General features: G+C 67.4%; 23 protein-coding genes and 1 pseudogene. 6 read left to right on the top strand and 18 right to left on the bottom strand.

Features of this window, described 5'->3' with window-relative positions; all coding sequences use genetic code 11:
• Positions 1-360 precede the first annotated feature (360 nt).
• The 4 genes and pseudogenes from P7A99_RS20000 to P7A99_RS19985 all read right to left on the bottom strand — a co-directional run.
• Positions 361-3195 (bottom strand): annotated as a pseudogene (locus P7A99_RS20000) (type I restriction endonuclease subunit R); the annotation flags it as partial.
• Positions 3195-4157 carry a DUF4268 domain-containing protein gene (locus tag P7A99_RS19995; protein ID WP_277795513.1) on the bottom strand — a complete coding sequence of 321 codons (963 nt, stop codon included), beginning with the start codon at positions 4155-4157 and terminating at the stop codon, positions 3195-3197. The gene P7A99_RS19995 and the pseudogene P7A99_RS20000, both read right to left, overlap by 1 nt.
• Positions 4154-5497: a hypothetical protein gene (locus tag P7A99_RS19990; RefSeq protein ID WP_277795512.1), complete on the bottom strand. Its 1344-nt coding sequence runs from the start codon at positions 5495-5497 to the stop codon at positions 4154-4156. Before P7A99_RS19990 ends, P7A99_RS19995 begins: the two co-directional genes overlap by 4 nt.
• Positions 5494-7323: a type I restriction-modification system subunit M gene (locus tag P7A99_RS19985; protein WP_277795511.1), complete on the bottom strand. Its 1830-nt coding sequence runs from the start codon at positions 7321-7323 to the stop codon at positions 5494-5496. The genes P7A99_RS19990 and P7A99_RS19985 overlap by 4 nt, the downstream gene beginning before the upstream one ends.
• Before the next feature lie 390 nt (positions 7324-7713).
• Here P7A99_RS19985 and P7A99_RS19980 point away from each other — a divergent pair, with 390 nt between their 5' ends.
• The gene (locus P7A99_RS19980) at positions 7714-8172 is read left to right on the top strand and encodes a hypothetical protein (protein WP_277795510.1); all 459 of its coding nucleotides are present in this window, start codon (positions 7714-7716) and stop codon (positions 8170-8172) included.
• Between the two features lie 264 nt (positions 8173-8436).
• Here the strand turns inward: P7A99_RS19980 and P7A99_RS19975 are convergent, their stop codons facing one another.
• Positions 8437-9636, bottom strand: coding sequence for a tyrosine-type recombinase/integrase (locus tag P7A99_RS19975; RefSeq protein WP_277795509.1), 1200 nt, complete (start codon positions 9634-9636; stop codon positions 8437-8439).
• Positions 9637-10249: 613 nt separating this feature from the next.
• Between P7A99_RS19975 and P7A99_RS19970 the strand changes: the two genes are divergently transcribed.
• From P7A99_RS19970 to P7A99_RS19955, 4 genes are all read left to right on the top strand, one after another.
• Positions 10250-10951 carry a hypothetical protein gene (locus P7A99_RS19970; RefSeq protein WP_277795508.1) on the top strand — a complete coding sequence of 234 codons (702 nt, stop codon included), beginning with the start codon at positions 10250-10252 and terminating at the stop codon, positions 10949-10951.
• Between the two features lie 300 nt (positions 10952-11251).
• Complete coding sequence (locus P7A99_RS19965) at positions 11252-13174, top strand: acyltransferase family protein (protein ID WP_277795507.1); 1923 nt, start codon at positions 11252-11254, stop codon at positions 13172-13174.
• 66 nt (positions 13175-13240) lie between these two features.
• A complete protein-coding gene (locus P7A99_RS19960) occupies positions 13241-13564 on the top strand; it encodes a glutathione S-transferase family protein (RefSeq protein ID WP_277795506.1) in 324 nt (107 codons plus the stop codon).
• On the top strand, positions 13512-13856 hold the full coding sequence (locus P7A99_RS19955; RefSeq protein WP_277795505.1) for a glutathione S-transferase C-terminal domain-containing protein: 345 nt from the start codon (positions 13512-13514) through the stop codon (positions 13854-13856). Before P7A99_RS19960 ends, P7A99_RS19955 begins: the two co-directional genes overlap by 53 nt.
• A 19-nt stretch (positions 13857-13875) precedes the next feature.
• Here the strand turns inward: P7A99_RS19955 and P7A99_RS19950 are convergent, their stop codons facing one another.
• The 7 genes from P7A99_RS19950 to sdhC form a co-directional block, all read right to left on the bottom strand.
• A complete protein-coding gene (locus P7A99_RS19950) occupies positions 13876-14196 on the bottom strand; it encodes a 2Fe-2S iron-sulfur cluster-binding protein (protein WP_101713977.1) in 321 nt (106 codons plus the stop codon).
• 30 nt (positions 14197-14226) lie between these two features.
• Positions 14227-15456: an NAD(P)/FAD-dependent oxidoreductase gene (locus P7A99_RS19945; protein WP_277795504.1), complete on the bottom strand. Its 1230-nt coding sequence runs from the start codon at positions 15454-15456 to the stop codon at positions 14227-14229.
• 74 nt (positions 15457-15530) lie between these two features.
• Positions 15531-15968, bottom strand: a complete 438-nt coding sequence (locus P7A99_RS19940; RefSeq protein WP_277795503.1) for a hypothetical protein — start codon at positions 15966-15968, stop codon at positions 15531-15533.
• 116 nt (positions 15969-16084) lie between these two features.
• Positions 16085-16867 (bottom strand): succinate dehydrogenase iron-sulfur subunit, encoded by a 783-nt coding sequence (locus P7A99_RS19935; protein ID WP_277795502.1) that lies wholly within the window; start codon positions 16865-16867, stop codon positions 16085-16087.
• A gap of 10 nt (positions 16868-16877) precedes the next feature.
• Positions 16878-18665, bottom strand: coding sequence for a succinate dehydrogenase flavoprotein subunit (sdhA, locus tag P7A99_RS19930; protein WP_165261834.1), 1788 nt, complete (start codon positions 18663-18665; stop codon positions 16878-16880).
• Positions 18665-19066, bottom strand: coding sequence for a succinate dehydrogenase, hydrophobic membrane anchor protein (gene sdhD, locus P7A99_RS19925; protein WP_277795501.1), 402 nt, complete (start codon positions 19064-19066; stop codon positions 18665-18667). The genes sdhA and sdhD overlap by 1 nt, the downstream gene beginning before the upstream one ends.
• Positions 19067-19068: 2 nt before the next feature.
• Positions 19069-19476 carry a succinate dehydrogenase, cytochrome b556 subunit gene (gene sdhC, locus P7A99_RS19920; RefSeq protein WP_277795500.1) on the bottom strand — a complete coding sequence of 136 codons (408 nt, stop codon included), beginning with the start codon at positions 19474-19476 and terminating at the stop codon, positions 19069-19071.
• Between the two features lie 181 nt (positions 19477-19657).
• Here sdhC and P7A99_RS19915 point away from each other — a divergent pair, with 181 nt between their 5' ends.
• Positions 19658-21088 carry a sensor histidine kinase gene (locus P7A99_RS19915; RefSeq protein WP_277795499.1) on the top strand — a complete coding sequence of 477 codons (1431 nt, stop codon included), beginning with the start codon at positions 19658-19660 and terminating at the stop codon, positions 21086-21088.
• On the opposite strand, the gene P7A99_RS19910 is transcribed toward P7A99_RS19915, so the two are convergent.
• From P7A99_RS19910 to P7A99_RS19885, 6 genes are all read right to left on the bottom strand, one after another.
• Positions 21060-21554, bottom strand: coding sequence for a lysozyme inhibitor LprI family protein (locus P7A99_RS19910; protein ID WP_277795498.1), 495 nt, complete (start codon positions 21552-21554; stop codon positions 21060-21062). The genes P7A99_RS19915 and P7A99_RS19910 overlap by 29 nt on opposite strands.
• Before the next feature lie 22 nt (positions 21555-21576).
• Positions 21577-22695: a cell division protein ZapE gene (gene zapE, locus P7A99_RS19905; protein ID WP_277795543.1), complete on the bottom strand. Its 1119-nt coding sequence runs from the start codon at positions 22693-22695 to the stop codon at positions 21577-21579.
• A 269-nt stretch (positions 22696-22964) separates the two neighbouring features.
• Entirely contained in the window at positions 22965-23486 is a 522-nt protein-coding gene (gene def, locus P7A99_RS19900; RefSeq protein WP_277795497.1) for a peptide deformylase, read from the bottom strand.
• A gap of 8 nt (positions 23487-23494) precedes the next feature.
• The gene (rmuC, locus tag P7A99_RS19895) at positions 23495-24805 is read right to left on the bottom strand and encodes a DNA recombination protein RmuC (protein WP_277795496.1); all 1311 of its coding nucleotides are present in this window, start codon (positions 24803-24805) and stop codon (positions 23495-23497) included.
• Positions 24806-24859: 54 nt separating this feature from the next.
• Positions 24860-25276 carry a DUF5990 family protein gene (locus P7A99_RS19890; protein ID WP_277795495.1) on the bottom strand — a complete coding sequence of 139 codons (417 nt, stop codon included), beginning with the start codon at positions 25274-25276 and terminating at the stop codon, positions 24860-24862.
• Between the two features lie 64 nt (positions 25277-25340).
• Entirely contained in the window at positions 25341-25913 is a 573-nt protein-coding gene (locus tag P7A99_RS19885; RefSeq protein WP_277795494.1) for a hypothetical protein, read from the bottom strand.
• Positions 25914-25969: the final 56 nt, after the last annotated feature.

Here is a 25969-nt window from a genome sequence, read left to right as displayed (position 1 = left end):
GCGCGACCATCTAGGGCACGAGATTCACGGGGCCAAGGGTGTGCTGGTGGCGTTCTGGGGCGTCCAGCCCCCCTTCTAACGTTCCGCCTCATTTGCTCCAGCGGCGCGCCGCAATGCCCCGTAGAGGTCGCCCGGTCCCAGCAGGATCTTCAGTAGCTCCTCGCGGATGCGTTCCGATGCGAGCACCTGCCGGCTCATCGACGTAAACGCATCGTCGCTGTCCATGGCCGCATCGAGCAACTGGCTTTGCAGCGTGGGCGAGTTGCTGAACTGCGCCCGCGTGTTGGCCAACGCCTGCTCTTGCAGCTCTTGCGAGGCCAGCATGTGGCTCTTCAAGAAGCCATTAACGTAGTGCAGCTGGTCGTCGTCGGAGAGCTGCCCCTCGAAGAGGTCGTTCACCCTGGCGATGATCTCGTCGAGCAGCGCCTTATCCTTTTCCTGCAGGCTGCCCGAGCCTGTATCGGTCATGCCCGGCAATTTGGGCGCGTCGCCCCCGTAGAGCAGATCGCGCTTGGCCTCGGCCTTCAGGCTATGGTGCGTCAGCTTCACGCTCGACAGGTCGATCTCCGCCCGCTCGCGGCCGAACTCCAGCAGCGGCAGCAGGCGGCGATAGAAGATCGCCCTCTTCTCGATCTCGGTGTTCCCGTAGTCGAGGATCTGGCTGAGGAAGCTGTAGAGCCGCACGAACGTGCCCATGTCGCCCTTGAACAGCGCCAGGGCGTCCATGTGGTCCTTGGCGTCACCCTTGGCGCGTTCGTCGCCCTGGGCGTCAGCGAGCGTCCAGGCCTGCTTGGCGGCGTTGAAGGCGTGGACGATGCGGCTAGCCACCGGCTCGATAGCGGCGATCAGGTCGGACTGGCGGGCCACCGGGTTCAGCTCGACCTTCACCACCCGCTCGACCTCGAAGTCGTCGTAGTGTCCGCTGCCGTCCAGCTTGGCGCGCAGGTCGTAGATCAGGTCCGGATTGGTCGCGCTCTCCAGTTCCGCCGTCTCGTAGTAGGTGCGGAACGCCGCCAGGATCTCGTCGGAGCTGTTGACGAAGTCGAGGACGTAGGTGGTGTCCTTGTCCGGATGGGCGCGGTTCAGGCGCGAGAGGGTCTGCACCGCCTGGATGCCCGCCAGCCGCCGGTCCACATACATTCCGCACAGCAGGGGCTGGTCGAAGCCGGTCTGGAACTTGTTCGCCACCAGCAACAGATGGAAAGTCTCGCCCTTGAAGGCGTCGCGGATGTCGCGGCCGGTCAGACCGGGATTGAGCGCGTGGCTGGTCTCGCTGACCTCGCCCAGGTCCTTATCGGTCACCTCGCCGGAGAAGGCCGCCAGCGTGCCCAGCGGGTAGCCCTGGTCCTTGATGTAGCGCTGGATCGCCACCTGCCAACGCACCGCCTCGGCGCGGCTGCCCAGCACCACCATGGCCTTGGCCTTGCCGCCAAGCAGGGGTTGCACGTTCTCGCGGTAGTGCTCGACGACGATCTGGACCTTCTGGCTGATGTTGTGCGGGTGCAGGCGCACCCAGCGCATGATTTCCTTCTGGGCCTTGCTGCGCTCGACCTCCTTGTCGTCGAGGTCGCGTCCCTCGTGGGCCAAGCGGAACGCCAGCTTGTAGGGGGTGTAGTTGCGCAGCACATCGAGGATGAAGCCCTCTTCGATGGCCTGGCGCATCGAATAGACGTGGAACGGGCCGGGCAGGTTGCCGTCGCCGATGGGCCGGTCGGGATGCGGCGGTCGGCCAAACAGCTCCATCGTCTTGCCCTTGGGCGTGGCGGTGAAGGCGACGTAGGTGATGCCCTTGTCGCTGGCGGCGCGTCCGGCCATCTGGGCGGCCAGGATGTCCTCGTTGCTGACCTCGCCGCCGTCGGCCAGTTCCGCCGCCTCCTCGGCCGAGAGCATCTGCTTGAGCTTGGCGGCGGCCTCGCCGGTCTGGCTGGAGTGGGCCTCGTCGGCGATCACGGCGAAGGCCTTGCCCTCGGTGGCCGCCAGCTCGCGCACGGCCTCGATGGCGAAGGGGAAGGTCTGGATCGTGCAGACGATCACCTTCTTGCCCGCCGCCAGGGCCTCGGCCAACTGACCGCTCTTGGAGCCGCCCTCGTTCTTGATCGTCGCCACCACGCCGGCGATGCGCTGGAAGTCGAACAGGGCCTCCTGCAACTGGGTGTCGATGACGTTGCGGTCCGACACCACGATCACGCTGGAGAACAGCTTGTCGTCATTGGCGTCGTGCAGCTCCGACAACAGGTGCGCGGCCCAGGCGATGGAGTTGGTCTTGCCCGACCCGGCCGAGTGCTGGATCAGGAAGCGCCCGCCCGGTCCCTCCTCCAGCACCTGGGCGGCCAGTTTCCGCGTGGCGTCCAGCTGGTGGTAGCGCGGGAAGATCACGCCGGTGATCTGCTTCTTGGCGTCGCGCCGGGTCACCATGTAGCGGCCCAGGATCTCCAGCCAGCTGTCGCGCTGCCAGACCTCTTCCCAGAGATAGGCCGTACGGTGGCCGTTGGGATTGATCGGGTTGCCCTTGCCGCCGTGGTCGCCCTTGTTGAACGGCAGGAAGAAGGTGTCGCGCCCCTGCAGCTTGGTGGTCATGGCCACTTCGGCGTTGCTGACGGCGAAATGCACCAGCGCCCCGCCGGGGAAGTTCAGCAGCGGCTCGACCTTGCCGCCCTTGGGCCGGGGATCACGGTCGAAGCGGTATTGGTCGGTGGCGTCCTGCAGGCTCTGGGTGAAGTCGGTCTTCAGCTCGACGGTCGCGACCGGCACGCCGTTCAGATAGAGCACCAGGTCGAAGCAGTTCTCGTTGGCGGTCGAGTAGCGCACCTGCCGCGCCACGCGCAGGCGGTTGGCCTGGTAGCGGCGGGTGATCTCCGGGTTCATGCCCATGGCCGGCTTGAACTGCGCCAGGTCCAACCGCCGACGCAGCCCCACCATGTCGAGCCCACCGCGCAGCACGTCCAGCACGCCCCGGTCGTCCAGCGACTTGCGCACCCGGTCGGCCAGCACCTCGGCGGCGGCCGGTCCGTGGGTCTTGCTCAGGGCTTCCCAGGCCTCTGGCTGGCTGTCCTGCACCCAGGCGACCAGATCCTCGACGAACAGCGCCCGCGAGCGGTCATGCTGCGAGCCCGAGCCGGGCTCGTAGATCCAGCCGTGCGCGCCGAGATGGTCGACGACGTCGTCTTCGAAATGGATTTCCTTGTGCAGGCTCATCAGACCTCGGGTTCGATCTCGGGAACCACAGCGCCCAGGCGCAGGGTCTTCAGGAAGGGTGAGATGGCGGCGTGCAGGCGGTTCATCGCGCCGATCTGCTGCTCAATGGCCCCCGCCTGGGCTTCCGGCGACGAGCGGTAGCCGCCGGGGAAGCGGACGCTGATCCGGCTTGCGCGCTTGGCGTCCAGGCGCTCCCAGCGAAGTGGTCCGCCGAAGGTAGTTTCGATGGCCTGCTGATGGGCGAGCAACTGGTCGAAGAGCGACTTGTTCTCCTCCCGCTGCCCTCGGTCGATGTAGAGTTCGGCCCCGCAGTCGTCCTGCAGAACGGTGTAGTTCAGACCCAGACCCCGCACGCCGGTGGCGGTGCCCATCCACTGCACGCGGCTGGGCGTGATGTGCTTGTGAAGGTGCGCTTCGGGATGGGCGATGAGTTGCGCCCACCAGTTCTGGAAGATGTTGTGCCGCTCGGAGAACTCCCGCTTGCTGCGCGAGACGGCTTCGGTCTCGGCCGAGGGCCCGACGATCAGGGTCAGCAGCGGCGCGGGCGGCGAATCACCGATCCGCACGGCCTCGACCTTCAGCAGGTAGAAGTCGGCGCTGCTCGACTCATTGAGCCAGGCCACGGCTGAAACGTGCTCGGGCCTGGGCTCAGAAACGATCCACACCGCCGCCCGCGCCTCCATGGCCACGAGGTAGGTCAGCAGCTTGCCCAGGTGGTCGTGGTTGCTCTTCTCCAGCTGGTTCTCGATGATCACCTTGCCACCGCCCTGATCCTCGGCGACGAGGTCGATGCTGAAGGCTCCGGCGGCCTGCTCGCGATTGACGTTGACGAGATCCAGACCGACCGCCACGTTCAGAACGTCGATGTTCTCCTGCAGCCAGCGCGTGAAGTCATAGGCCTCGTGCCGCCACACCTCGCGCAGCGCCACACGCTCCAGTCGGCCGATCACGGTGTCGCTCATGCGGCCTCGGCGCTTTCAGCGTCAACGACGAGACCGCGCACGTCGATCTTGCCAGTGACGGCGGCGGAGATCAGGGCGGCGCGGCGTTCTTGGAGAAGGGCGATGGCCTCCTCGCCCGCAGCCACCAGCTGTTCAGCATCTCCCGAGACAGATTTCACCAGTTTTGAAATCTGCTCCTGCTCGTCGTGCGGAGGAACGGCGACGACGAACTCGTAGATCTGCCCCGGGCTAATGTGCGGCACACTGACCCCGGTCATTTCGGGCACGCAGTGGTGATAGAAGGCTTCTCCCTGCAGGGTGAGCTTCAGATAGTCCCTGGTGAGCCCTGGTAAGGTCCGTAGAGCGGCCACACGTTGGAGAAGCAGACACGGCAAGTCTTGCTCTGCCACCTCGGCTAGGCGCAAGCCTTCAGCGATCCACGGGCGATCCATCCCGATGACGAGGTCGCCGAGGGCAAGCTGCCAAGCCGCAAGCTCCCCCGTTTCGCTCTTCGGCCAGTAGACTACCTCGTCCCATCGAACCCGCCCGACGCCCACGTTGACCCCGCGAAGGAGAGGCACTTCCGCCGCATCGTCGGCGAACCCCGCCGAGGGAAAGGCATAGCCGGACAGCACGGTGAGATACCGCTTCAAGGGCACCGCCTCCCAATGCGCCGGCACCTGGCCGAGCCACTCGATGCCGGAGTCCTTCATCGGGACGGAGGGATCGAGGCCCTTGGTGACGGCGTGGGAGATGACGGCCTGCCGCTTCTCCTTCAGCAGCTCGATCAGCTGCCGCTGCGCCCCTACCAGCGCGTCGATCTTGGCGGTCTCTCGGTCAAGGAAGGCGGCTATGGCGCGTTGCTCCCCAAGGGGCGGAAGGGGGATCGGAACAGTGCCGAGGTGGTCGGGATCGAGGTCCCACTGACCAATCCGGATCCCCTTGGAGATCGTCATGAAGCCGACCGCGTATCCACCCGACCGGAGTAGGTAGTGAAGAAACGCCGGGTCTTCTGCGTGTTGAGCCTGGAAGACAAAATACGCCGGGCTGACAATGCCCTTATGCGCCGACACACCCAGCGATCCCTGCCATGCCTTCATCTTGTTCATGGCGAGGTCGCCAGGTTCGACGAGCTGATAGGTGCTCAGGTCCTCTGACGCGTTATTGAAGTTGTCGTCGCGGTCAGCCTTTCGGATGACGCCGTAGTCCCGATAGACGGAGAGCAGCTCAGCGTCAGGAAACCCAGTCCGCTTCGTCCGCCGAAATAAGCTCCAGAACGGCGCAAGCCGCCAATGGTCCGGCACCGCGCCCAGCCAGTCCAGGCCGCTATCCTTGTAGGACTCGTAAGCCGGAAAGCTCATGCCGCCAGCCTCTCGATCATCGCCTTGATCCGGTCCGTGACCTCGCGCAGATCCGCATCGATCTCGGCGAGATCGCGCGGCGGCTCGAACACATAGAAATGGCGGTTGAACGGGATCTCGTAGCCGGTCTTGGTCTTGTCCTCGTCGATCCACGCGTCGGGAGCGTGCGGCAACACCTCGCGGGCGAAGTAGGCGTCGACATCATCGGTCAGCGGCACGTTCTCGGTATCGCGGCGGGCGCTGTCGGCGACCGGCTTGCCCTTGTTCTTACCTTTCAGGCCCACCACAGGCGCGCCGGCCTCGTCGAGCAGCGGACGCTCGACGGTGATGGCGCGGTAGCCGAAGGTCTCGTTGGCGAAGATCCGCGACAGCGGCGCGAGCTTGACCTTTCCGCCCTCGGGCGCGGCGGGCGCAGCCTCGCCGGCCCGCACCACGACCTTGCCGGTTTCCTTGCCGGCCGCGTCGATCACCGTGGCGATCTGGGCCTCCACGAAGTCGCCGAACAGCTGGGTGACCAGGGCGATGTCGTCCTCGCCCATCTCCTTGCGCTTGGAGCCCAGGGACTTGCGCATCTTCTTCCAGAAGCCGCTGGCGTCGATCAGTTGCAGTTGGCCCCTGCGCGCCGCCGGTTTGCGGTTGGAGACGATCCAGACATAGGTGGCGATGCCGGTATTGTAGAACATGTCGGTCGGCAGGGCGACGATGGCCTCGACCAGGTCGTTCTCCAGCAGGTAGCGGCGGATCTCGCTCTCGCCGCTGCCGGCCCCGCCAGTGAACAGGGGCGAGCCGTTGAGCACGATGCCGAACCGGCTGCCGCCGTCTTGGGCCGGGCGCATCTTTGACAGCAGGTGCAGCAGGAAGAGCAGGGAGCCGTCCGAGACGCGCGGCAGGCCGGGGCCGAAGCGGCCGGCGAAGCCCTGCTGCTCGTGCTCGGCGCGGACGACCTTCTCGACCTTCTTCCACTCCACGCCGAACGGCGGGTTGGAGAGCATGTAGTCGAACTTGCGACCCTGGTGGCCGTCGTCGGAGAGGGTGTTGCCGAACACGATGTTCGTCACGTCCTGCCCCTTGATCAGCATGTCAGCTTTGCAGATCGCGTAAGACTCGGGGTTCAGCTCCTGGCCAAACATGCTCGGGCGTGCGCCGGGGCTATGCTCACTCAGATACTCCTCGGCAATCGAGAGCATGCCGCCCGTGCCAGCTGTCGGATCGTAGATGGTGCGAACCACACCCGGCTTGGACAGGATCGCGTCGTCCTCAACGAAGAGCAGGTGCACCATCAGCGTGATGACCTCGCGGGGCGTGAAGTGCTCCCCGGCGGTCTCGTTGGACAGCTCGGCGAACTTGCGGATCAGCTCCTCGAAGGCCAGACCCATCTGGTGGTTGTCGACCTTCTCAGGGTGCAGGTCGATACGGGCGAACCGCTCTGTCACGAGATAAAGCAGCCCGGCCTTGGCGAGCTTCTCGACCTGGGCGGCGAACTCGAAGCGCTCGAAGATGTCTCGCACCGCCGGCGAGAACGCCTGGATGTAGGCGTAGAGGTTGGCGGCGATGTTATCGGGGTCACCGACCAAGCGCCCCATGTCCAGCTTCGAGGTGTTGTAGAAGTTCTGTTTGGCGGCACGCACCAGGAACGGCTCGACGCCGACGTCGCCGCGCTTGGTCAGTTCTTCCAGCACCGCCGGCTTTGTGGCGTCCAGCACGCAGTCCAGCCGCCGCAGCACCGTGAACGGCAGTATGACCTTGCCGTAGTCCGACTGCCTGTAATCCCCGCGCAGCAGGTCGGCGACGGACCAGATGAAGGCCGACATCGACTGGTGGTTCATGAAACGCCCCTCGAACAACGCCCGATAGCATAGCAGCAAGCGCGCTCAGGCAAGGCGCACGTGATATTTCAACTGCGCTGGCGTTGGTAGAGATCGAGGGGCCGGTCAGATGAAGAAATAGGCCTTGGCGTTTGTCGCATCGGTCGTTGTGACAGACGCCACGCTCGCGCAGGCAACGCGAACCTTGCGAGGCCGCGAGCGCTCGACCAGATTATGCGGACCTCAACCGCCAGGGACGCCATGGACCTACAGACCGTTATAGCAAGCGTCGTAGGGTCATCTCTGGCCTCAGCTGTCGTCAGCGGGGTTATCGCGCAGGGAACCCCCTGGTGGCGCGAACACCGGACGAAGCGACTAGAAGCACGCCGGGCCGCCCTCCAGCTCGCTCACTTGGTCGAGGAATTCGCAAGTCAGTGCGCGGCCGTCTGCAGCCACAACGACGAGGCTTATGACCGGAAGGCCTACGACAACTTCGTGACCCACATCCCCCATCTGGCCGAGTTTCCCGACGCCGCGGTCAAGAACCTGAAGATCGACGCATATGAGGAAGCGCAGGAGTTCCGAGCCAGGCGCGATCAGTATGCCGAGAGCCTGAACGGCGACTGGTATGGCAACAGCGGCCCATCCATGGGCCCGATCGCCTCAGATGCGGCAGTGGAAATCGGTCACGAAGCCATCCTCTTGGCCGACCGGCTTCGGAAATTTGCAAGGCTGAAGCCCGCTCGCTCAGCAGCGAGGGACCCCACTCGCAGGTTTCTCGCCGCCCGCAATTCCAAGATCGAGCATCAGCGGGCCAGCTACCAAGCCCGGCTTGCCGCCGCCGACGGGGACGAGCTAGCCCTCCTCTAAAGGCATTCGCCCTGAGCCATTTCGGGGAAGGGCGACCAATGTCAGGTCCGCGATCGCTGCCCGAATGCTCGAACGCCCTGTGCCTAAAGGCGTTTTCGGCCGCACAGGGCATAAGGAAAGTGAAAACGCCCGCCACGCGCACAGAAGCGTCAGGTTGGTGCGCGCGCGGATTTCCGGATCCAGGTCGTTGACCTTACCCATAAGGGAACAGGATTCCGGAGGGGCCTGACGCAGCCGACCCGGGTCAATATAGACCTCCCCCGTCTAGGACTTCTCGCTCTCAACCACCTTCTGACCGACCTTGATGAGCATCCGGTCCACGGCGCGGTTAGACGCGGATTGCTGCGTGGTGGTGTCGAGCTGCGTGTACTTCATAGTCGTCTGCAGCGTCGAGTGTCCGAGCGCGCTGGCGATGATCGGCAGGGGCTGGGCGTCTTCCAGCATGGCCGTCGCCTTGGTCCGGCGGAAGTCGTGGCGATTGGCGTCAACGATCCCGGTCTGCTCCTCGATCCACTTCCAGATGTTGTCCAGGTGCGTCCGGGGGCGGCGCAGATCCTGGTCAGGATGCTGAGGATCGAATTTCGCATCACGTCCGGGGAACACGTACTTCCCGTCGGGATCCAGGGCCCGCATTTCACGCAGCATCACGACCGCGCGTGTCGGCAGGCCAAGATTGTGCAAGCGCTTGGCCTTCGTATGGGACGACGGCTTCCGCCACTTCCCTTGCTGAAGGTCGAACTGCTCCCACTCGGCACGCAGGACCTCCTGGAGGCGCGCCCCCGTGAACACGAGAAGACGCACTGCGCAGGCCGGGTTCTGCAGCGGGTAGCTGTCACAGGCCGACAGGATCGCCGCGAGTTCATCGTTCGAGTAGAAGCGTGTCCGTGGGTCCTCCGGGTACTTCTTCACCCCCAGACACGGATTGCTCGTGCATAGACGCGCTCCCATGGCGAGGTTGAAGATCTTGCTGAGCGTCGCCCTGAGCCGGTTTGCCTGGAACGGCCCGGCCTTCTCGCGCACACCGGTGATTAACTTGAGAACGTCGTCCTGCGTGACATCGGCCATCTTGTGACCTGCCCAGACCGGGATCGCGTACTTGTCCAACAGATACTTGGCGTCCTTGACCGTCCGCCCCTTTAGCTGAGCCCCGTAGACCTCGCAGTAATGGGCGGCACGATCGGCAAAGGTCTCTACGCCCCGCTCGCGCGCACGGTCAGCGCTCGGATTGACGCCGGCCCTGACCTTGGCCAGTACCTCACGAGCCCTTTCCCGCGCTTGGTCGACCGTCAGCGTCGGGAAGCCGCCCAAGGTCACCTTCCCTTGCTTTCCGTGCGGCATGCGGAACTGGACGATGAAGGACTTTGTCCCCGCCGGCGTGCAGCGCAGGCCGAAACCAGGAACTTCCGCGTCGAACACGGTTTCGCCGGGCTGGACCTTTTCGACCAGCCGCTTCGTCAGCCTCACACTCGATTTCTTTGGCATGCTGCCCCCAGGAAAACGGAGCGCGAGGTACAGCGAAGCCGTCGTGGAAGCAAGATGGAAGCATAGGAAATCGAAAAAGCCGCGCCGAGACCGTAGGTCACCGTAGAAAGAAAACCACTTTCCATAACCATTTCAGATCTCTATCGACTTCCACCGTAGTCGACCGTATACATAGTGCACGGATTCGTAATGCGTAGGTCAGGTGTTCGAGTCACCTAGGCGGCACCACCACTTCCAGCAGGACAACGATTTCGGGGCTTCGGGAAGGCCTTAAGCCCCGCCGGGCTCGGCATGACGTCCGTCCGGCATCCTACTCAAGGCGGGCGCTAAGTTGCGGCGTTCTCCGTCAGCCCGCTAAGCACATGCTAGGCACCTGCAAACCGCATCCAGTCTCTGCGGGCACGGCGATTGAAGAGCCGGAGGGTCCGCGCTACACCCCCTTCCGCAAGTTGCATCCGGCCAAGCCGCACGACCTTTAGGGCGACAAGGTCCGCGCTATTCACCGGCCTTCGCAACAACGCGCTTGCAGCAACTGAGCACGGGGTGGCGTCGGCCTGATCGACGGCCGGGCTCGGTTCAAATGGGGATGATCATCATGAAGTTCGACGCGCAAAAGGCGCTTATCGCCTATGCTGGCGTTCTGACCGCCGTCTTCGTGGGGGTGATGGTGTCAGGCGCGGCGAAAGCCGTAGGCCCGGCCAGTTTCACCGAGATCGACGTCCACCGCATCAATGTGCGCGAGCCGGACGGCGCCCTGCGGATGGTGATCTCGAACCAGACCGCCTTTCCGGAAATCCCCTATCGCGGCCGCGAAGTTCCCCATCCCGGCCGTGATTCCGCGGGCCTGCTGTTCATGAACGAGGAAGGCACCGAGGTCGGCGGCCTGGTGTTCGGCGGCAAGAACGCCGACGGCGTCAAGACTTCGGGCGGCAGCCTGACCTTCGACGGGTACGAGCAGGATCAGACGGTTCAGATCATGGGCTTCCAACACGGTAAGCGACGGGTTTCGGGCGTCTTCGTCAACGACCGGCCCGAGGAGTCGATCGACTATGACGTGCTGACGCGGCTCGCGGGCATGACTCCGGAGCAACAGCAGGCGGCGATGCTGGCGGCCAACATGGATGGTCAGCCCCGCGCCTTCCTGGGCCGTCAGGGTTCGGGCGCGTCCGAACTGGTTCTGCGCGACGGCGCGGGCCGGGCGCGCCTGGTGTTGAGCGTGGCGGCTGACGGCGGCGCGCGCATCACCTTCAAGGACGAGAACGGCAAGGCGACGCGCGTGGTGACGCCCGAGGGCTGAGGCGGCCATGGCCCCGCCGCCAGGCGACCTGATCGGGAAGGCCAGGCCGTGAACTCGTTGCGCGCCTGGCCGCACGGGCGCGCGTCTTCACAACCGCATGGCGGGCGTCATGCACGCTTGCACACGCGACAATTGCCACCCCTAATAGTCAAGCTTTCCTGCGCAACCTTTTCGCACATTTGATGCGAAGACGAACACGCAACGGTCACAAGCCCTCCCTATCGGTCCCCTTCCAGGGTTGACGTTGACGCGCCGGGGCGGGGCGCGCGCGATCGGCTAGGTCCGACTTCGGGGATAGAGATGCAGTACCGCAAGGACATCGACGGCCTGCGCGCCGTGGCCGTGCTGCCGGTGGTGGCCTTCCACGCCGGCTTCAACCAGCTGCCCGGCGGCTTCGTCGGGGTGGACGTGTTCTTCGTCATCTCCGGCTACCTGATCACCGCCAACATCTTCGCCGAGCTGAACAAGGGCGAGTTCTCGCTGCTGCGGTTCTATGAGCGGCGGGTGCGGCGGATCGGGCCGGCGCTGCTGGCGGTTCTGGCGGTGACCACGGCCCTGGCCTATTTCACCCTGCTGCCCGGCGAGATGCTGGAATACGCCCGCAGCCTGATCGCGGCGGTGTTCTCGGCCTCGAACATCTTCTTCTGGACCCAGGCCGGCTATTTCGACTCCGACTCCTCGACCAAGCTCCTGCTGCACACCTGGTCGCTGTCGGTGGAGGAGCAGTTCTACATCGTCTTCCCGCTGTTGCTGTCGTTCCTGCTGCGGGTTTTTCCCACGCGGCTGAAGCCGATCGTCTGGGGCCTGATGGCCGCCTCGTTCGCCGGCGCCGTGGCCAGCGTGGCCCTGGCCCCCAGCGCGGCCTTCTACCTGCCGCACAACCGCGCCTGGGAGCTGATGGTCGGCTCGGTGCTGGCCCTGGGCATGGTTCCCAAGATCCGCAGCGCCTGGCTGCGCGAGGCGGCCGCGGTTGCGGGCCTGGCCATGATCGGGGCGGCGGTGCTGCTGTATCGCGAGCAGATGCCGTTCCCCGGCGCCGCCGCCATCCTGCCCTGCCTGGGCGCGGCCTTGGTCATCGCCGCCGGCGAGACGGGGCCGACGCTGATGGGCCGTCTGCTGTCGTGGCGGCCGGTCGTGTTCATCGGCCTGATCTCCTACTCGCTGTACCTGTGGCACTGGCCGGTGATGGTCGGGGCCCAGATGAACAGCTTCCTGTTCGGCGGCGCCCCGGCCATGGCGATCAAGGTCGGCACCGTGCTGGTCTCGCTGGTCCTGGCGACGATCTCGTGGTGGCTGATCGAGCGGCCGTTCCGGGTCGGTCCGCTGAAGCTGCCGCGCAAGCCGCTGTTCCAGCTGGCCGGCGTGGCGGCGGCCGTGCTGGTGGCCGTCGGCGTGGCCGGCCAGGTCGACCACGGCCTGTCCTACCGCTACTCGCCGCGCGTCCAGCAGATCGCCGACCTCCTGACCGACAAGAGCCACCGCCAGATGCGCGAGGGCACCTGCTTCCTGCCGTCAGGCTCGACCGTCGACGACTTCGACATGGCCTGCGTGCGCCAGGACCCCAGGCGCCGCGACTACCTGCTGATCGGCGACAGCCACGCCGCCCACCTGTGGTACGGCCTGGCCAAGGCCATGCCGACGGTAAACGTGATGCAGGCCACCGCCTCGGGCTGCAAGCCGACCCTGACCCATCCCGGCTCGGCCGAGGAGCGCTGCGTGGCGCTGATGGACCGGATGTTCGACGACTACCTGCCGGCCCACAAGGTCGACACCGTGGTGCTGGCCGCCCGCTGGAAGCGCGACGACCTGCCCCGCCTGGAGTCCACCCTGACCAAGCTGCGCGGCCAGGGGCTGGACGTCATCGTGTTCGGCCCGATCATCGAGTACCGCTCGCCCCTGCCCCGCCTGCTGGCCGTCTCCGACCGCCTGCATGATCCCGACTTCGTCGACGGGCAGCGCATCGACGTCAGCGGCGTCGACCGCGAGATCGGCAAGCTGGCCCGCAGGAAGGGCGCCCGCTACGTGTCGCTGGCTTCGGCCATGTGCCCCGGCGGCCATTGCCTGGAGATCGATCCCAAGGGCTATCCGGTGCAGTTCGACTACGGCCACCTGACCGGCAGCGGCTCGGAGATCCTGGCCAGGCGGGTCATCGCCCAGGATCCGACCCTGAGCCAGGGCCCGATCGCCGCAGCCCCCGCGGCGGCAAGCGCCAAGGGCGCCTGATCGCCTCGATTGCAAGCCGCACCGGCCCGCGCGAAGGTCGCGCCCTCGCTTAAGAGGGGGCCTTCCATGCAGCTGATCAGCCTTCCGGCCTCGCCGTTCGCGACCCGGGTCAGGATCGCGCTGCGGGCCAAGGGCCTGGACGTCGAGATCGTCCCGCCGCCGTCAGGCTGGCCGAACGATCGGGGCTTTCGCGACATCAGCCCGACAGGCCGCGTGCCGGTGCTGATCCTCGACGACGGCGAGGCGGTGTGGGAGTCGGCTGTCATCCTGGAGCTGCTGGAGGAGCTCTTCCCCCGCCGGCGTTCTGGAACGCGCGCGGGCGCGGCAGCTGGTGCGCGTGGCCGATCTCTACCTGATGCCGCCGATGGTCGCCCTGGCTACGCCCCATGACCCGGCCGAGAACCGCCGGCTGTTCGAGCAGCTGGCCGACGCCCTGGCCGTGCTCGGCGACCTCTTGGAAGACGGCCCCTACGCCGTCGGCGGATCCCTGTCGCATGCCGACTGCGCGATCGCGCCGGTGCTGCTGGCCGCCCGGATCACGGGCCGCCGCCTCGGGATCGATCCGATCGAGGCGCTGCCGCGCGTGGAGGCCTACGCCCGCGCGACGGTCCGCGACGAGCACATCCTGGAGGCGCTTGTGGAAATGCAGGAGGGGATCCGGCGCCTCGTCCCGAGCCGCTGAAACCCCCTCGCCTGCAAGGTCAGTGCTGGCTTTCCGGCAGGCGCACGACCAGGCCGTCCAAGGCGTCGCTGACCTTGATCTGGCACGACAGGCGGCTGTTGGGCTCGACGTTCTCGGCGAAGTCGAGCATCGACTCCTCCATGGCCGACTTGTCGCCGGTCTTATCGGTCCAGGCGTCGTCCACATAGACGTGGCAGGTCGCGCAGGCGCAGGCGCCGCCGCAGTCGGCGTCGATGCCCGGGACGTTGTTCTTCACGGCGCCTTCCATGACCGTCAGGCCCGGCTTGACGTCGAGGACGTGCTCGGTCCCGTCGAATTCGATGTAGGTGATCTTGGCCATGGTTCCCCTGCGTAGCTCTTTGGGGCGGATCTAAGCCGCCACTTCCTTCATGGATATCGCCGGATCCGCCAGCCTTGTCTTAGACACGGGCGTCCGCTTGGCGATCAATTGTTTGCCGGCCATGAACTCGGGCGGCGCGTTGACGGCTTCCACAGCCTGGACGAGGTCGCCCTTGAGGTGGAAGACGGCGAACTTGGCGGCGGCCACGTCGCCGCGCACGATGGTGCTGTCGGCGTCGAACGGCAGGCCGGCGATCTGGAGCTTCAGGTCGTACTGATCCGACCAGAACCACGGCACTTCCGGCGAGGGCCCGGCGCGGCCGACGATGGCGGCGGCGGCCTGCTTGGCCTGCTCCAGGGCGTTGGGCACGCTTTCGAGACGGAACTGGCGCTCGTACAGCGGCAGCGGCCGGTGGGCGACGTCGCCGATGGCGAAGACGCGCGGATCGCTGGTGCGGGCTTCCAGATCGACGACGATGCCGCCCGTGCACTCCAGGCCCGCGTCCTGGGCCAGCTCGACATTGGGATGGGCGCCGACGCCCACCAGGGCCGCGTCGCAAGGCACGACCTCGCCGCCCTTCAGGCGCACGCCGGTGACGTGGCCGTTCTCGCCCTCGAAGGCCTCGACATTGGCGTTCAGCTCGAACGTCACGCCGCGCGCGCCGTGATAGTCCTGGAAGAAGGTCGACAGGGTCTCGCAGGCGACGCGGGCCAGCACCCGGCTCTCGCGCTCGATGACGGTGGCCTCCGCGCCCAGGGCGCGGGCCGAGGCGGCCGCTTCCAGGCCGACATAGCCGCCGCCGACCACGGCCAGGCGCTTGCCCTCGCCCAGCGCGGCCTTCAGGGCCTCGGCGTCGGCCGCCGTGCGCAGGGCCAGCACGCCGGCCAGATCCGCGCCGGGGATCGGCAGTTCGCGGGCGCGGGCGCCGGTGGCCAGGATGAGAAAGTCGTAGGTGATCACCTCGCCCGAGGCGAGGCTGACGGTGCGGTCGCCGCGGTTGAGGCTGGTCGCCACGCCCTGCAGGCGCAGGGCGACATTGGCCTCGGCGTACCAGTCCTGCGGCTTGAGAGCGAGGCTCTCGGCGTCGGCCTCGCCCTTCAGCCAGGCCTTGCTGAGCGGCGGGCGCTGGTAGGGCAGCAGCGGCTCTTCGCCGATCAGCACGATCGGGCCCTCGTGGCCGTACTGGCGCAGGAAGGCGGCGGCCGAGCCGCCCGCATGGCCCGCACCGACGATCACCACCTTGGCCTTCGGATCGCTCACGACCGCTTCACTCAACGCGCTTGCCTCCCGCACGAAACAAAATTGACGACCCCGTCATCTTTTGCAAGTCGACGCTAGCCGGGACGGGTCATCCAGAACCAGCCATAGAACAACACCCATCCCGCCGTGAAGACGGCCAGCAGCGTCCTTGGCCCGACCCGTCCACGCATGATGGCGCCGATCAGCGAAAACGCCGCCGCCACGAGCAGAAAGCGCGGCAGGCGAACAGGCAGGGCCGCGGCGGCGAAGACCGGCAGGCCCGCGCCCGCCTGCGGGGCCAGGGCCGCATAGACCTTGTAGGGCGTCGAGGTCAGCGGCCCCTTCAGGCTGGCCAGGATCCAGCCCTCGCGAGCCATGTCGTCCCGGGCCTTGTCGATCATGGCGTCGGAGACCGACGGCACCGCCGCCACCGCCTTCAGCGCTGCATCCGGCGCATTGGCGCTCCACAGCCACATGGCCGCCCCGCCGACCATCGCCCCCAGGGCGGCCAGCAGGCTCGTCAAGGCCCCCATGCGAAAGCCTCGCCGCAGAGCGACGAGGCTTATGAGCACGTCCGGAACGACGAAGAACAGGAAGCCCTCGGCCGCGCCCCACAGGAATGCGGCGAGACCGAAGGCGCGAGCAGTCGTCAGACCACCCGCTCCACCAGCATCTTCTTGATCGAGGCGATGGCCTTGGCCGGGTTCAGACCCTTCGGGCAGACCTGGGCGCAGTTCATGATCGTGTGGCAGCGATAGAGCTTGAACGGGTCCTCGAGGTCGTCGAGGCGGTCGCCCGTGGCTTCGTCGCGGCTGTCGATCAGCCAGCGGTAGGCGTGCAGCAGGGCCGCCGGGCCCAGGTACTTGTCGCCGTTCCACCAGTAGCTGGGGCACGAGGTCGAGCAGCAGGCGCACAGGATGCACTCGTAGAGACCATCGAGCTTCTCGCGGTCTTCCGGGGCCTGGCGCCATTCCTTCTGCGGCTCGGGGGTCGTGGTGTGCAGCCACGGCTCGATCGAGGCGTACTGGGCGTAGAACAGCGTCAGGTCGGGGATCAGGTCCTTGACCACCGGCGCGTGCGGCAGCGGGCTGATCGTGACCGCCTTGCCGGGCACCTCGCCGTGGCCGTGCGTGCAGGCCAGGGTGTTGCGGCCGCCGATGTTCATCGCGCAGGAGCCGCAGACACCTTCGCGGCACGACCGGCGGAAGGCCAGGGTCGGGTCGATGGTGTTCTTGATGTAGAGCAGCGCGTCCAGGACCATGGGACCGCAGGCGTCGACGTCGACGTCATAGGTGTCCCACCGCGGGTTCATCCCGGTTTCGGGATCGTAGCGGTAGATCTTGAACGAGCGCACGTTCTTGGCGCCGGCCGGAGCGGGCCAGTGCTTGCCGCTCTGAACGCGGGAGTTCTTGGGAAGAGAGAGCTGGACCATCTGCGTTCCCCTAGTAAACCCGTTGCTTCGGCGGGATGTAGTCGATGTCGGTCGACATCGTGTAGTTGTGCACCGGACGGAAATCGATGCTGACCTTGCCGGTCTCGTTGTCGAGCCAGGCCAGGGTGTGCTTCATCCACTCGGTGTCGTTACGCTCGGAGAAGTCCTCGCGGGCGTGGGCGCCGCGGCTCTCGGTGCGGTTGGCCGCGCCGTTCACCGTCACGACCGCCTGGCCGATGAGGTTGTCGAACTCGAGGGTCTCCATCAGGTCGGTGTTCCACACCAGACCGCGGTCGGAGACCTTCACGTCGCCCTTCTTGTCCCAGACGGCCTGGAGGCGGGCCACGCCGCTGTCCAGGCTCTCGCCGGTGCGGAACACGGCGGCGTCTTCCTGCATCGCCTTCTGCATTTCGAGGCGCAGTTCGGCGGTCGGGGTCGAGCCATTGGCGTTGCGCATGCGGTCGAAGCGCTCGATGTGGGCTTCGGTCTGGCTGGCCTTCAGTTCCGGCTGCTTGGCGCCGGGGGTCAGGACCTCGGCGCAGCGCAGGCCGGCCGCGCGGCCGAACACCACCAGGTCGATCAGCGAGTTCGAGCCCAGGCGGTTGGCGCCGTGCACCGACACGCAGGCGGCTTCGCCCACGGCCATCAGGCCGGGGATCACCTGGTCGGGGTTGTCGCCCGACTTGGTGACGACTTCGCCGTGATAGTTCGTCGGGATGCCGCCCATGTTGTAGTGGACGGTCGGCAGCACCGGGATCGGGGCCTTGGTCACGTCGACGCCGGCGAACACCTTCGCCGTTTCCGAGATGCCCGGCAGGCGCTCGGCCAGGATCTTCGGATCCAGGTGGTCGAGGTGCAGGAAGATGTGGTCCTTGTTGGGGCCCACGCCGCGGCCTTCGCGGATCTCGATGGTCATCGCGCGGCTGACCATGTCGCGGGGCGCCAGGTCCTTAACCGACGGGGCGTAGCGCTCCATGAAGCGCTCGCCTTCCGAGTTGGTCAGGTAGCCGCCTTCGCCGCGGGCGCCTTCGGTGATCAGGCAGCCGGCGCCGTAGATGCCGGTGGGGTGGAACTGCACGAATTCCATGTCCTGCAGCGGCAGGCCGGCGCGCAGCGCCATGGCGTTGCCGTCGCCCGTGCAGGTGTGGGCCGAGGTGGCCGAGAAGTAGGCCCGACCGTAGCCGCCGGTGGCCAGGATCACCGTCTGGGCCTGGAAGCGGTGCAGGGTGCCGTCGTCGAGCTTCCACGCGGTCACGCCGCGGCAGGCGCCGTCTTCCATGATCAGGTCGAGGGCGAAGTACTCGATGAAGAACTCGGTGTCGTGGGCCAGCGACTGGCCGTACATCGTGTGCAGCATGGCGTGACCGGTGCGGTCGGCCGCCGCGCAGGTGCGCTGGATCGGGCCTTCGCCGAAGTTCTTGGTCATGCCGCCGAAGGCGCGCTGGTAGATCTTGCCCTCGGCCGTGCGCGAGAACGGCACGCCCCAGTGCTCGAGCTCATAGACCGCCGCCGGAGCGTTGCGGGTCAGGTACTCGATGGCGTCCTGGTCGCCCAGCCAGTCCGAACCCTTGACGGTGTCGAACATGTGCCAGCGCCAGTCGTCCTGGCCCATGTTGCCGAGGCTGGCCGAGATGCCGCCCTGGGCCGCCACGGTGTGGCTGCGGGTCGGGAACACCTTGGTGATGCAGGCGGTCTTGAGGCCGGCTTGCGCGGCGCCGAGCGCGGCGCGGAGGCCCGAGCCGCCGGCGCCCACGACGACGACGTCGAACTTGTGGTCGATGAACGTATAGGCCGACATCAAAGGGCTCCGGTGAAGGCGATCTTCAGGATCGAGACGATCCCGGCGACGCCGGCGAGCATGCAGAGAAACAGGTTGCCGATGATGAGGGCGGCCTTCGGGGCGAACGCCTCGACATAGTCCTCGATGACCACCTGGATGGCGTTCTTCAGGTGCACCAGCAGGGCGATGAAGAGCAGCGACAGCAGGACGGCGTTCATCGGGAGCGCCACCCAGACGACGACGGTGTCGAAGTCGGCGCCGGCCAGGCGGATGGCGGCGAACACGCCCCACAGGAGCAGCGGCACGAGCGCCAGGCCCGAGACGCGCTCGGCTATGAAGTGGCTGACGCCGTGGTGGGCCGCGCCCAGGCCGCGCGCCCGCGACAGCGGCGTGCGGAAGCTGTTGGTCTTGCTGCTCATGATCAGAACACCCCCGTGGCGGCGGCGATGGCCCAGGTGACCACGCTGGCGACGATCGTGAAGGCGAAGACGACGACGGCCGTCAGGTCGGCGGTCTTGGGCGCAAAGCCCTTGCCCAGGTCCCAGAAGGTCTGCCGGATGATGTAGGCGACGTTGTAAAAGATCGCGCAGGTGACGCCGAACAGGGCGATCTTGCCGAGCAGCGAGCCGAGCGCGCTCTGGTAGCAGGCGAAATGATCCGGGCCCGAAGCCAGCGCCACGCCCCAGCCCGCCAGCAGCAGCACGCCCAGATACAGCCCGAACAGGCTGAAGCGGTGCGTGATCGAGCAGATCATGGTGAGGTGCGGCCGCCAGACCTGGAGGTGCGGCGACAGCGGACGCTCAGGGAGCCCCCGGCTCGTCTCGGTCATTTTTACGTCCAACCTGTGGATTTGTGCGTTGCGGGACGCTTTTAAGCGCGAGCGCCGGGGTGTCAACGAAACGGCCATTACTTGAGATACGTTCGCAATTCAGCCGTCGGGAGAAAGGCGGAACCTCTCAAGCCAAGCTTGCGTTATCGCTGGCCAGTGGTGGGGGGATGATACCGCGACGATGACCGGACCGATCGACTTCGCGGCGGTGTTCGATCGTCTGCCCACCCCGTACATGATGCTGGACCGCGACCTGCGGTACGTGGCCGCCAACCAGGCCTATCTCGACACCCTGGGCCGCACCTGGGCCGAGCTCGACGGCGCCTTCCTGTTCGAGGCCTTTCCCAGCGATGGCGAGTCGCGCGAGCGACTGGAAAGCTCGCTGCTGCGGGCGCGCGACAGCGGCAAGGTCGATCACCTGCCGCTGATTCCCTACGCCATCGAGCGCCCGGCCCATCTGGGCGGCGGCTTCGAGGACCGGATCTGGAGCGCCACCCACACCCCGATCCCCGGTCCCGACGGCAGGACCGCCTACATCGTCCAGCACACCCAGGACGTCACCGCCATCCAGCGCCTGAAGGAGGTCGCCTTCGGACGGGGCGAGATGGCCATGCTGCAGGACGACGTGCTGCTGCGGGCCGGGGCGGCGGGCGCCCAGAACGACGACCTGCGGCGCCTGTTCATGCAGGCCCCCAGCTTCATGGCCGTGCTGCGCGGGCCCGAGCACCGCTTCGACCTGGTCAACAACGCCTACACCCAGCTGATCGGCTGGCGCGACGTGGTCGGCCTGCCGCTGCGCGAGGCCCTGCCGGAGGTAGTGGAACAGGGCTTCGTGACCCTGCTCGACCGGGTGACCGCCACGGCCGAGGCCTTCATCGGCCGCGAGATCAAGGTCGCGTTGCAGCGCACGCCCGACGGGCCGCTGGAGGACCGCTTCCTCGACTTCATCTACCAGCCGATCATCGAGCCGGACGGCTCGGTCTCGGGCGTGCTGGTCGAGGGATCGGACGTCACGGACAAGGTTCTGGCCGGCGAGCAGCAGCGGCTGCTGCTCGACGAGTTGAACCATCGCGTCAAGAACACCCTGGCCACGGTGCAGGCCATCGCCCGCCAGACCCTGCGCGGCGCCCTGACGCCGGAGGCCTTCGCCCGCGCCTTCGAGGCGCGGCTGCTGGCCCTGTCCCAGACCCACAACGCCCTGACCGACAGCCAGTGGGCCGGCGCGGGCCTGCGCCAGATCCTGTCCCAGGAACTGGCGCCCTATGATCCGGCCCGCATCGCCATGGAAGGACCGGACGTCAACCTGCCCGCCCGGATCGCCCTGTCGCTGGGCATGGTGTTCCACGAACTGGCCACCAACGCCGCCAAGTACGGGGCGCTGAGCACCGAGGCGGGCCGGTTGCGCCTGACTTGGTCGGTCGTGAACGACGCCCTCGGCTTCGAATGGCGCGAGGAAGGCGGTCCGCCGGTGACGGCCCCGACCCGCCACGGCTTCGGCTCGCGCCTGATCGAACGCAGCATCGGCGCCGAACTGCGCGGGCAGGTGGCGATCGACTACGCGCAGGGCGGGCTGATCTGCCGGTTCACGGTGTCGATGGATAGAGTTTTCTAGGCCGGCTTTCCGCGTAGGGGTGGTTTTCCAACTCGTCGGCGCGCTCCGCCGTGCGCCTCAGCCGACAACGCTCGGCGTCGAGATTGGAGGCGCGGCCCCAGTCGGCGTCCGCCACGCTGGCGCAGCTGGCGTCGCGAAAGGTCAGCCAGGCCCTCTGGGCTTTGCGCAGCGCGTCCTTCTGTCGTGGGAAATCCAGTCTGGCCATGGTCGCGCGATAGGCCTCGTTGAGGCGGGCGTCCTGGCGACGCCCCTCCGCTACTAGGCATGCCCCCAGCGCGGCGTCGGAGCCCTGGGCCGCCTCGGACGCGACGCAACGGTCGTAGACGAGGCCGTAGCCCGACGCGCGCGGCGTCGCCGCCGTCGCCCCCGTAGACCCCATCGCGATCAGCGCAGCGACCGCCCCCGCGATTGCCGAAACCCGCATTGCCCCCTCCATGTCGCCACGATCTTGGCGCGGACGGAACATGCGGTCGAGCCCCCCGCCGGGTCTAGTCCCGCACCCGGCCCACATAGTCCGCCGAGCGCATTTCCTGCAGGCGCGACACCGTGCGCTCGAACTCGAACGCGCCGTCGCCGGCCGGGTACAGCGCCTCGGGCTCGCCGGCGGCCAGGGCCACCAGCTTGGCGTCGGCCTCGTAGAGAGCGTCGATCAGGGTGTTGAAGCGCTTGGCCGCGTCGCGCTTCTCGGGGACCAGCAGTGGAATGTCTTCCAGGAAGATGGTGTGGAAGCGCTCGGCCAGGGCCAGGTAGTCCTGCGGGCCCAGCGCCTGCTGGCACAGGCTGGCGAACGAGCTGCGCACCAGGCCGCCGGCGGCGCGCGGCAGGCGCAGCTTGCGGCCCATCACCTCCAGCGTCGCGCCGGTTTCCTCGGCGCCGTCCAGCATGTCGAGCCAGAGCTTGTCGAACTCGGCCTCGGTGGTCTTGTCGACCGGCGACAGCCAGGTGCGGCCGGCCCGCAGGCGGTCGAGGCGGAAGTCGACCGGCCCGCGCACGGCCACCACCTCCATCTTCTCCTTCAGCATGGCGATGAAGGGGGTGAAGAGCTGGCGGTTGAGGCCGTCCTTGTAGAGGTCGTCGGGCGGACGGTTGGAGGTGGCCACCAGCGTGACCCCTTCTGCGAACAGCGCCTCGAACAGCCGCCCCAGGATCATGGCGTCGGCGATGTCGGTGACCTGCAGCTCGTCGAAGCACAGCAGCCTCGCCTCGCCGGCGATCAGCTCGGCGGTCGGCGCGATCGGGTCGTCGCCCTTGTGGCGGCCAAAGCGAGCTTTCCGCTCGGCGGCGTCGCCCTTGCGCCAGGCGTCGATGTGAGCGTGCACCTCGGCCATGAAGACGTGGAAGTGGACGCGGCGCTTGCGGTGCACCGGGGCGCTGTCGAAGAACAGGTCCATGACCATCGACTTGCCGCGCCCCACCGGTCCCCAGATGTAGAGCCCGCGCTGGCTCTTGGGCTTGCGGCCGAAGAACGAGAAGCTGGGCTCGCCGGCGCTGTCGAGGTCGGACTCCAGGCGGGCCAGGGCGTCGATGGCGGCGGCCTGGGCGACGTCGGGGCGGATCTCGCCGGCGGCGAGGCGCTCACGATAGGCGGTGCTTACGGACTGGGGCATCGGGATGCGGGTTAGCGCGGCGCGGCGCATTGTGAAACCCCGATCCTTCTCCCCTTGCGGGAGAAGGTGGCGGCGAAGCCGACGGATGAGGGGTCTCTCAGATTTGAGACGCCCCACCCTGCCTGACCGCCACGCGAGGCTTTAAGTTCTGAGAGACCCCTCACCCGACCTCCCTCAGGGAGGCCACCCTCTCCCGCAAGGGGAGAGGGATAAAGAAAAAGCCCCGGCCTTTCGGGCCGGGGCTCTTCTGAAACACGATGTGGAGGCGATCACGCCACGCGGCGGACCTTCTTGGCCTTGGCCATCGCCCGGTCGCGGCGCAGGCGCGACAGGTGGTCGATGAACAGCACGCCTTCCAGGTGGTCCATCTCGTGCTGGATGCAGACGGCGAACAGGCCCTCGGCCTCCTCGACGACGGGCTCGCCCTGGTAGTTCAGGTAGCGCACCTTGATGCGGGCCGGACGCTCGACGGCGTCGAAATATTCCGGCACCGACAGGCAGCCTTCCTCGTAGACGAACAGCTCTTCGGACGGGTCGAACAGCTCGGGATTGACGAAGTAGCGCGGGGCCGGCTCCTCGCCCTCGCGGGCCAGGTCCATGACGATGATGCGCACGGGCTCGCCGATCTGCACGGCGGCCAGGCCAATGCCGGGCGCGTCGTACATGGTCTCCAGCATGTCGTCCATCAGGGCGCGCACCTCGTCGGTGACGGCCTCGACGGGCGTGGAGATCTTCTTCAGCGTCGCCAGGTCGGCGGCGTTATCGATGGTGAGGATGCGACGGATGGCCATAACGAAACTCAGGTAGGCGTCCCGTTTCCGAGGGTCAAGGCGGGGTTTTGTCCCACCTCGCCATCAGTTTGCGCCCCGGGAGCCGTAATTTCCAGCTTGGTGACCGGCCGCACGGCGGTGTCGACGCCCGCCAGTTCCTCGATGCCCTTGCCTCCGTGCTCGACCTTCAGCTTCTCGAACTCGCGGGCCTTGGGCAGCACCCGGCTCTCCAGCGAGCCGACGAAGGCGTTGTACTTGTCGACGGCGGCCGACAGCGAGCGGCCCATGCCGGCCACGTGGCCGCCCATGTCGGCGACGCGCTTGTAGAGCTCGCGGCCCAGGGCGGCGACCTCGACGGCGTTCTTGGCCTGCTCCTCGACCCGCCAGCCGTAGGACACCGCCTTGCACAGGGCGAACAGGGTCGAGGGCGTGGCGATGATCACCCGCTTTTCCATCGCCTCGGTCATCAGCTCGGGCGCGCGTTCCAGGGCGGCGGCCAGAATGCCGTCGCCGGGCACGAACATGGCCACGAAGTCGGGCGAGACCTCCAGGGCGTCCCAATAGGCCTTGGCCGACAGCGACTGGATGTGGGCGCGCAAAGATGCGGCGTGGCGCAGATAGGCGGCCTCGCGGGTGACGTCGTCGGGCGCGTCCTGGGCTTCCAGATAGGCGGTCAGCGAGCACTTGGCGTCGATGACGAAGGCGGCGTTGCGCGGCATGCGCACCACCACGTCGGGGCGGACGCGGCCGCCGTCCAGTTGGACCTGCTCGGTGAAGTCGACGCCGTGCTTCAGGCCGGCCATCTCCAGCACGTTGCGCAGCATCTGCTCGCCCCAGCGGCCCTGCACGCCGGCGCCGCGGCGCAGGGCGGCCGACAGCTTGCGGGCCTCGGCCTGGGTGGCGGTCGAGGCCTCCATCAGGGCGGCGATCTGGGCTTTCAGGCCGCCGGTCTCCTCGGCGCGGGTCTTCTCGACGGCGGTGACCTGGGCCTCGAACTTGGCCAGGGTCTCGGCCACCGGCTTGAGCTGGGCCTCCAGGCGGGCGTGGGTCAGCTGGTCGCGGCTCTTGGCGTTCTCGTCGGCCCGCTTGATCAGTTGCTCGGCCACGGCGTGGGCGCTCTTCTCGGCCTGGGCGCGGATCAGCTCGATCTGGGTCGCCGACTGGTCTTCCAGGTGTCGGTGCTTTTCCAGCGCCTGCTCCAGCTGGGCCGAGAGCCGCCAGACCTCCTGCTCGGCGCCGGCCGCCTTGCGCTGGGCCATGATCGCCCACACCACCGCGCCGGCGGCGGCGAGCAGGAACACGAGGGCGAGGATCAGGTAGGGGTCGACGGCGTCGTTCATGCTCCGTTCTTAGCCGGAGTCGACGGCCAGAGGAAGGCGGGCCGCGCCGCCGCGTCAGTCCGCGACGCGCCAGGCCTCCAGCGGAACCACGGTGGCGCAGGCCGGGCCGCCATCCTTGGCGCGGCCGGGCAGCAGGACCTCGAGCACCGCACCGTCCAGAGCCTTGGCCAGCAGGTCGGCCGGGATCGTGTGGATGTCGATTTTGGCGCGACGGCTCCAGAGCGAGCCGTGCTGGCCGGCCGAGGTTCCGATGGCGATATAGACGAAGCGCCGGACGGGCCCCTCGCTGCGCACGAACTCGCCCAGGAACCGCGGCCCCGGCGCGACGCGCACTGAAACGTCAAAGGCCAGGGAGGCGTCGCCGGCGACCACCGGCCCCACGGGGTGGTTCTTCTTGTCCTGCAGGCTGTAGGCGGCGCCAGGAACCGGGTCCTGGATACGCAGCCTCAGCGTGATCGGCTGACCGGTCATGGCGCCCCTCCCGGCACGAAGTCGTAGCCGACCTCGCGCCCTGGCGAAACATCCGGCAAGACGCCTACGGCCCGCAGCTCCAGCGGCCCGGCAGGGTCAGGCTGGCCCCGTCGGCGCGCAGATAGGTCAGGGTCGCCGGGCGCGGCGGAGACTCTCCGCCGCCGATGGCGGGGCCGGTCAGGGCGATGCGGATGGTCTTGCCCTGGCCGCTGAAGGTCGCGCCCCCGGCCATGCCGTCGAAGCCGCCCGGCGCGCCGATCCGCTCCACATAGTCGCCGACCTTGACCAGGCCCTGGGCAGGATCGCGCGAGCCGACGTTTCCCTTGGCCAGCAGCAGCGAGCCCTGCTCGGCCGAGAACGCGCAAGCCAGTTCGCCCGCCAGAGCCTGGGCCTTCAGGTCACCCTCCGACAGGGGCGAAAGCCGGATCTCAGAACCATCGCCGCCCACCGTGTGCGGCTCGACCGGCGGGCCGACCTCGGGCGGCGGGGTCAGGGTGGTGGGCGCATCGGGCGACGGCGCGGAGGCGGCCTGCGGCGAGGCGTTCTTGCCCTTGGGATCCGAACAGGCGCCAAGGGCCAGCGTCGCCAGGGCGGCCAGGCCGAGGAGAGAAAGGGTCCGGGATCGGAACCGGGGCATGGCGGTGCTCCTTGCGCTCGGCAGGGAGTACGCCCCGGATCCCGGGCGGGTTCCTC

The organism is Caulobacter endophyticus (assembly GCF_029543245.1).
In the GTDB taxonomy this organism is placed as follows: Bacteria; Pseudomonadota; Alphaproteobacteria; order Caulobacterales; family Caulobacteraceae; genus Caulobacter; species Caulobacter endophyticus_A.
This window is presented reverse-complemented; position numbering and strand designations above follow the sequence as displayed.

Excerpts from the sequence above, each read along its gene's own strand:
- P7A99_RS19995 (WP_277795513.1), bottom strand. The coding sequence starts at position 4,157 with ATGAGCGACACCGTGATCGGCCGACTGGAGCGTGTGGCGCTGCGCGAG.
- P7A99_RS19990 (WP_277795512.1), bottom strand. The coding sequence starts at position 5,497 with ATGAGCTTTCCGGCTTACGAGTCCTACAAGGATAGCGGCCTGGACTGG.
- P7A99_RS19985 (WP_277795511.1), bottom strand. The coding sequence starts at position 7,323 with ATGAACCACCAGTCGATGTCGGCCTTCATCTGGTCCGTCGCCGACCTG.
- P7A99_RS19970 (WP_277795508.1), top strand. The coding sequence starts at position 10,250 with ATGAAGTTCGACGCGCAAAAGGCGCTTATCGCCTATGCTGGCGTTCTG.
- P7A99_RS19965 (WP_277795507.1), top strand. The coding sequence starts at position 11,252 with ATGCAGTACCGCAAGGACATCGACGGCCTGCGCGCCGTGGCCGTGCTG.
- P7A99_RS19960 (WP_277795506.1), top strand. The coding sequence starts at position 13,241 with ATGCAGCTGATCAGCCTTCCGGCCTCGCCGTTCGCGACCCGGGTCAGG.
- P7A99_RS19950 (WP_101713977.1), bottom strand. The coding sequence starts at position 14,196 with ATGGCCAAGATCACCTACATCGAATTCGACGGGACCGAGCACGTCCTC.
- P7A99_RS19940 (WP_277795503.1), bottom strand. The coding sequence starts at position 15,968 with ATGGGGGCCTTGACGAGCCTGCTGGCCGCCCTGGGGGCGATGGTCGGC.
- P7A99_RS19935 (WP_277795502.1), bottom strand. The coding sequence starts at position 16,867 with ATGGTCCAGCTCTCTCTTCCCAAGAACTCCCGCGTTCAGAGCGGCAAG.
- sdhA (WP_165261834.1), bottom strand. The coding sequence starts at position 18,665 with ATGTCGGCCTATACGTTCATCGACCACAAGTTCGACGTCGTCGTCGTG.
- sdhD (WP_277795501.1), bottom strand. The coding sequence starts at position 19,066 with ATGAGCAGCAAGACCAACAGCTTCCGCACGCCGCTGTCGCGGGCGCGC.
- sdhC (WP_277795500.1), bottom strand. The coding sequence starts at position 19,476 with ATGACCGAGACGAGCCGGGGGCTCCCTGAGCGTCCGCTGTCGCCGCAC.
- P7A99_RS19915 (WP_277795499.1), top strand. The coding sequence starts at position 19,658 with ATGACCGGACCGATCGACTTCGCGGCGGTGTTCGATCGTCTGCCCACC.
- P7A99_RS19910 (WP_277795498.1), bottom strand. The coding sequence starts at position 21,554 with ATGTTCCGTCCGCGCCAAGATCGTGGCGACATGGAGGGGGCAATGCGG.
- zapE (WP_277795543.1), bottom strand. The coding sequence starts at position 22,695 with ATGCCCCAGTCCGTAAGCACCGCCTATCGTGAGCGCCTCGCCGCCGGC.
- def (WP_277795497.1), bottom strand. The coding sequence starts at position 23,486 with ATGGCCATCCGTCGCATCCTCACCATCGATAACGCCGCCGACCTGGCG.
- rmuC (WP_277795496.1), bottom strand. The coding sequence starts at position 24,805 with ATGAACGACGCCGTCGACCCCTACCTGATCCTCGCCCTCGTGTTCCTG.
- P7A99_RS19890 (WP_277795495.1), bottom strand. The coding sequence starts at position 25,276 with ATGACCGGTCAGCCGATCACGCTGAGGCTGCGTATCCAGGACCCGGTT.
- P7A99_RS19885 (WP_277795494.1), bottom strand. The coding sequence starts at position 25,913 with ATGCCCCGGTTCCGATCCCGGACCCTTTCTCTCCTCGGCCTGGCCGCC.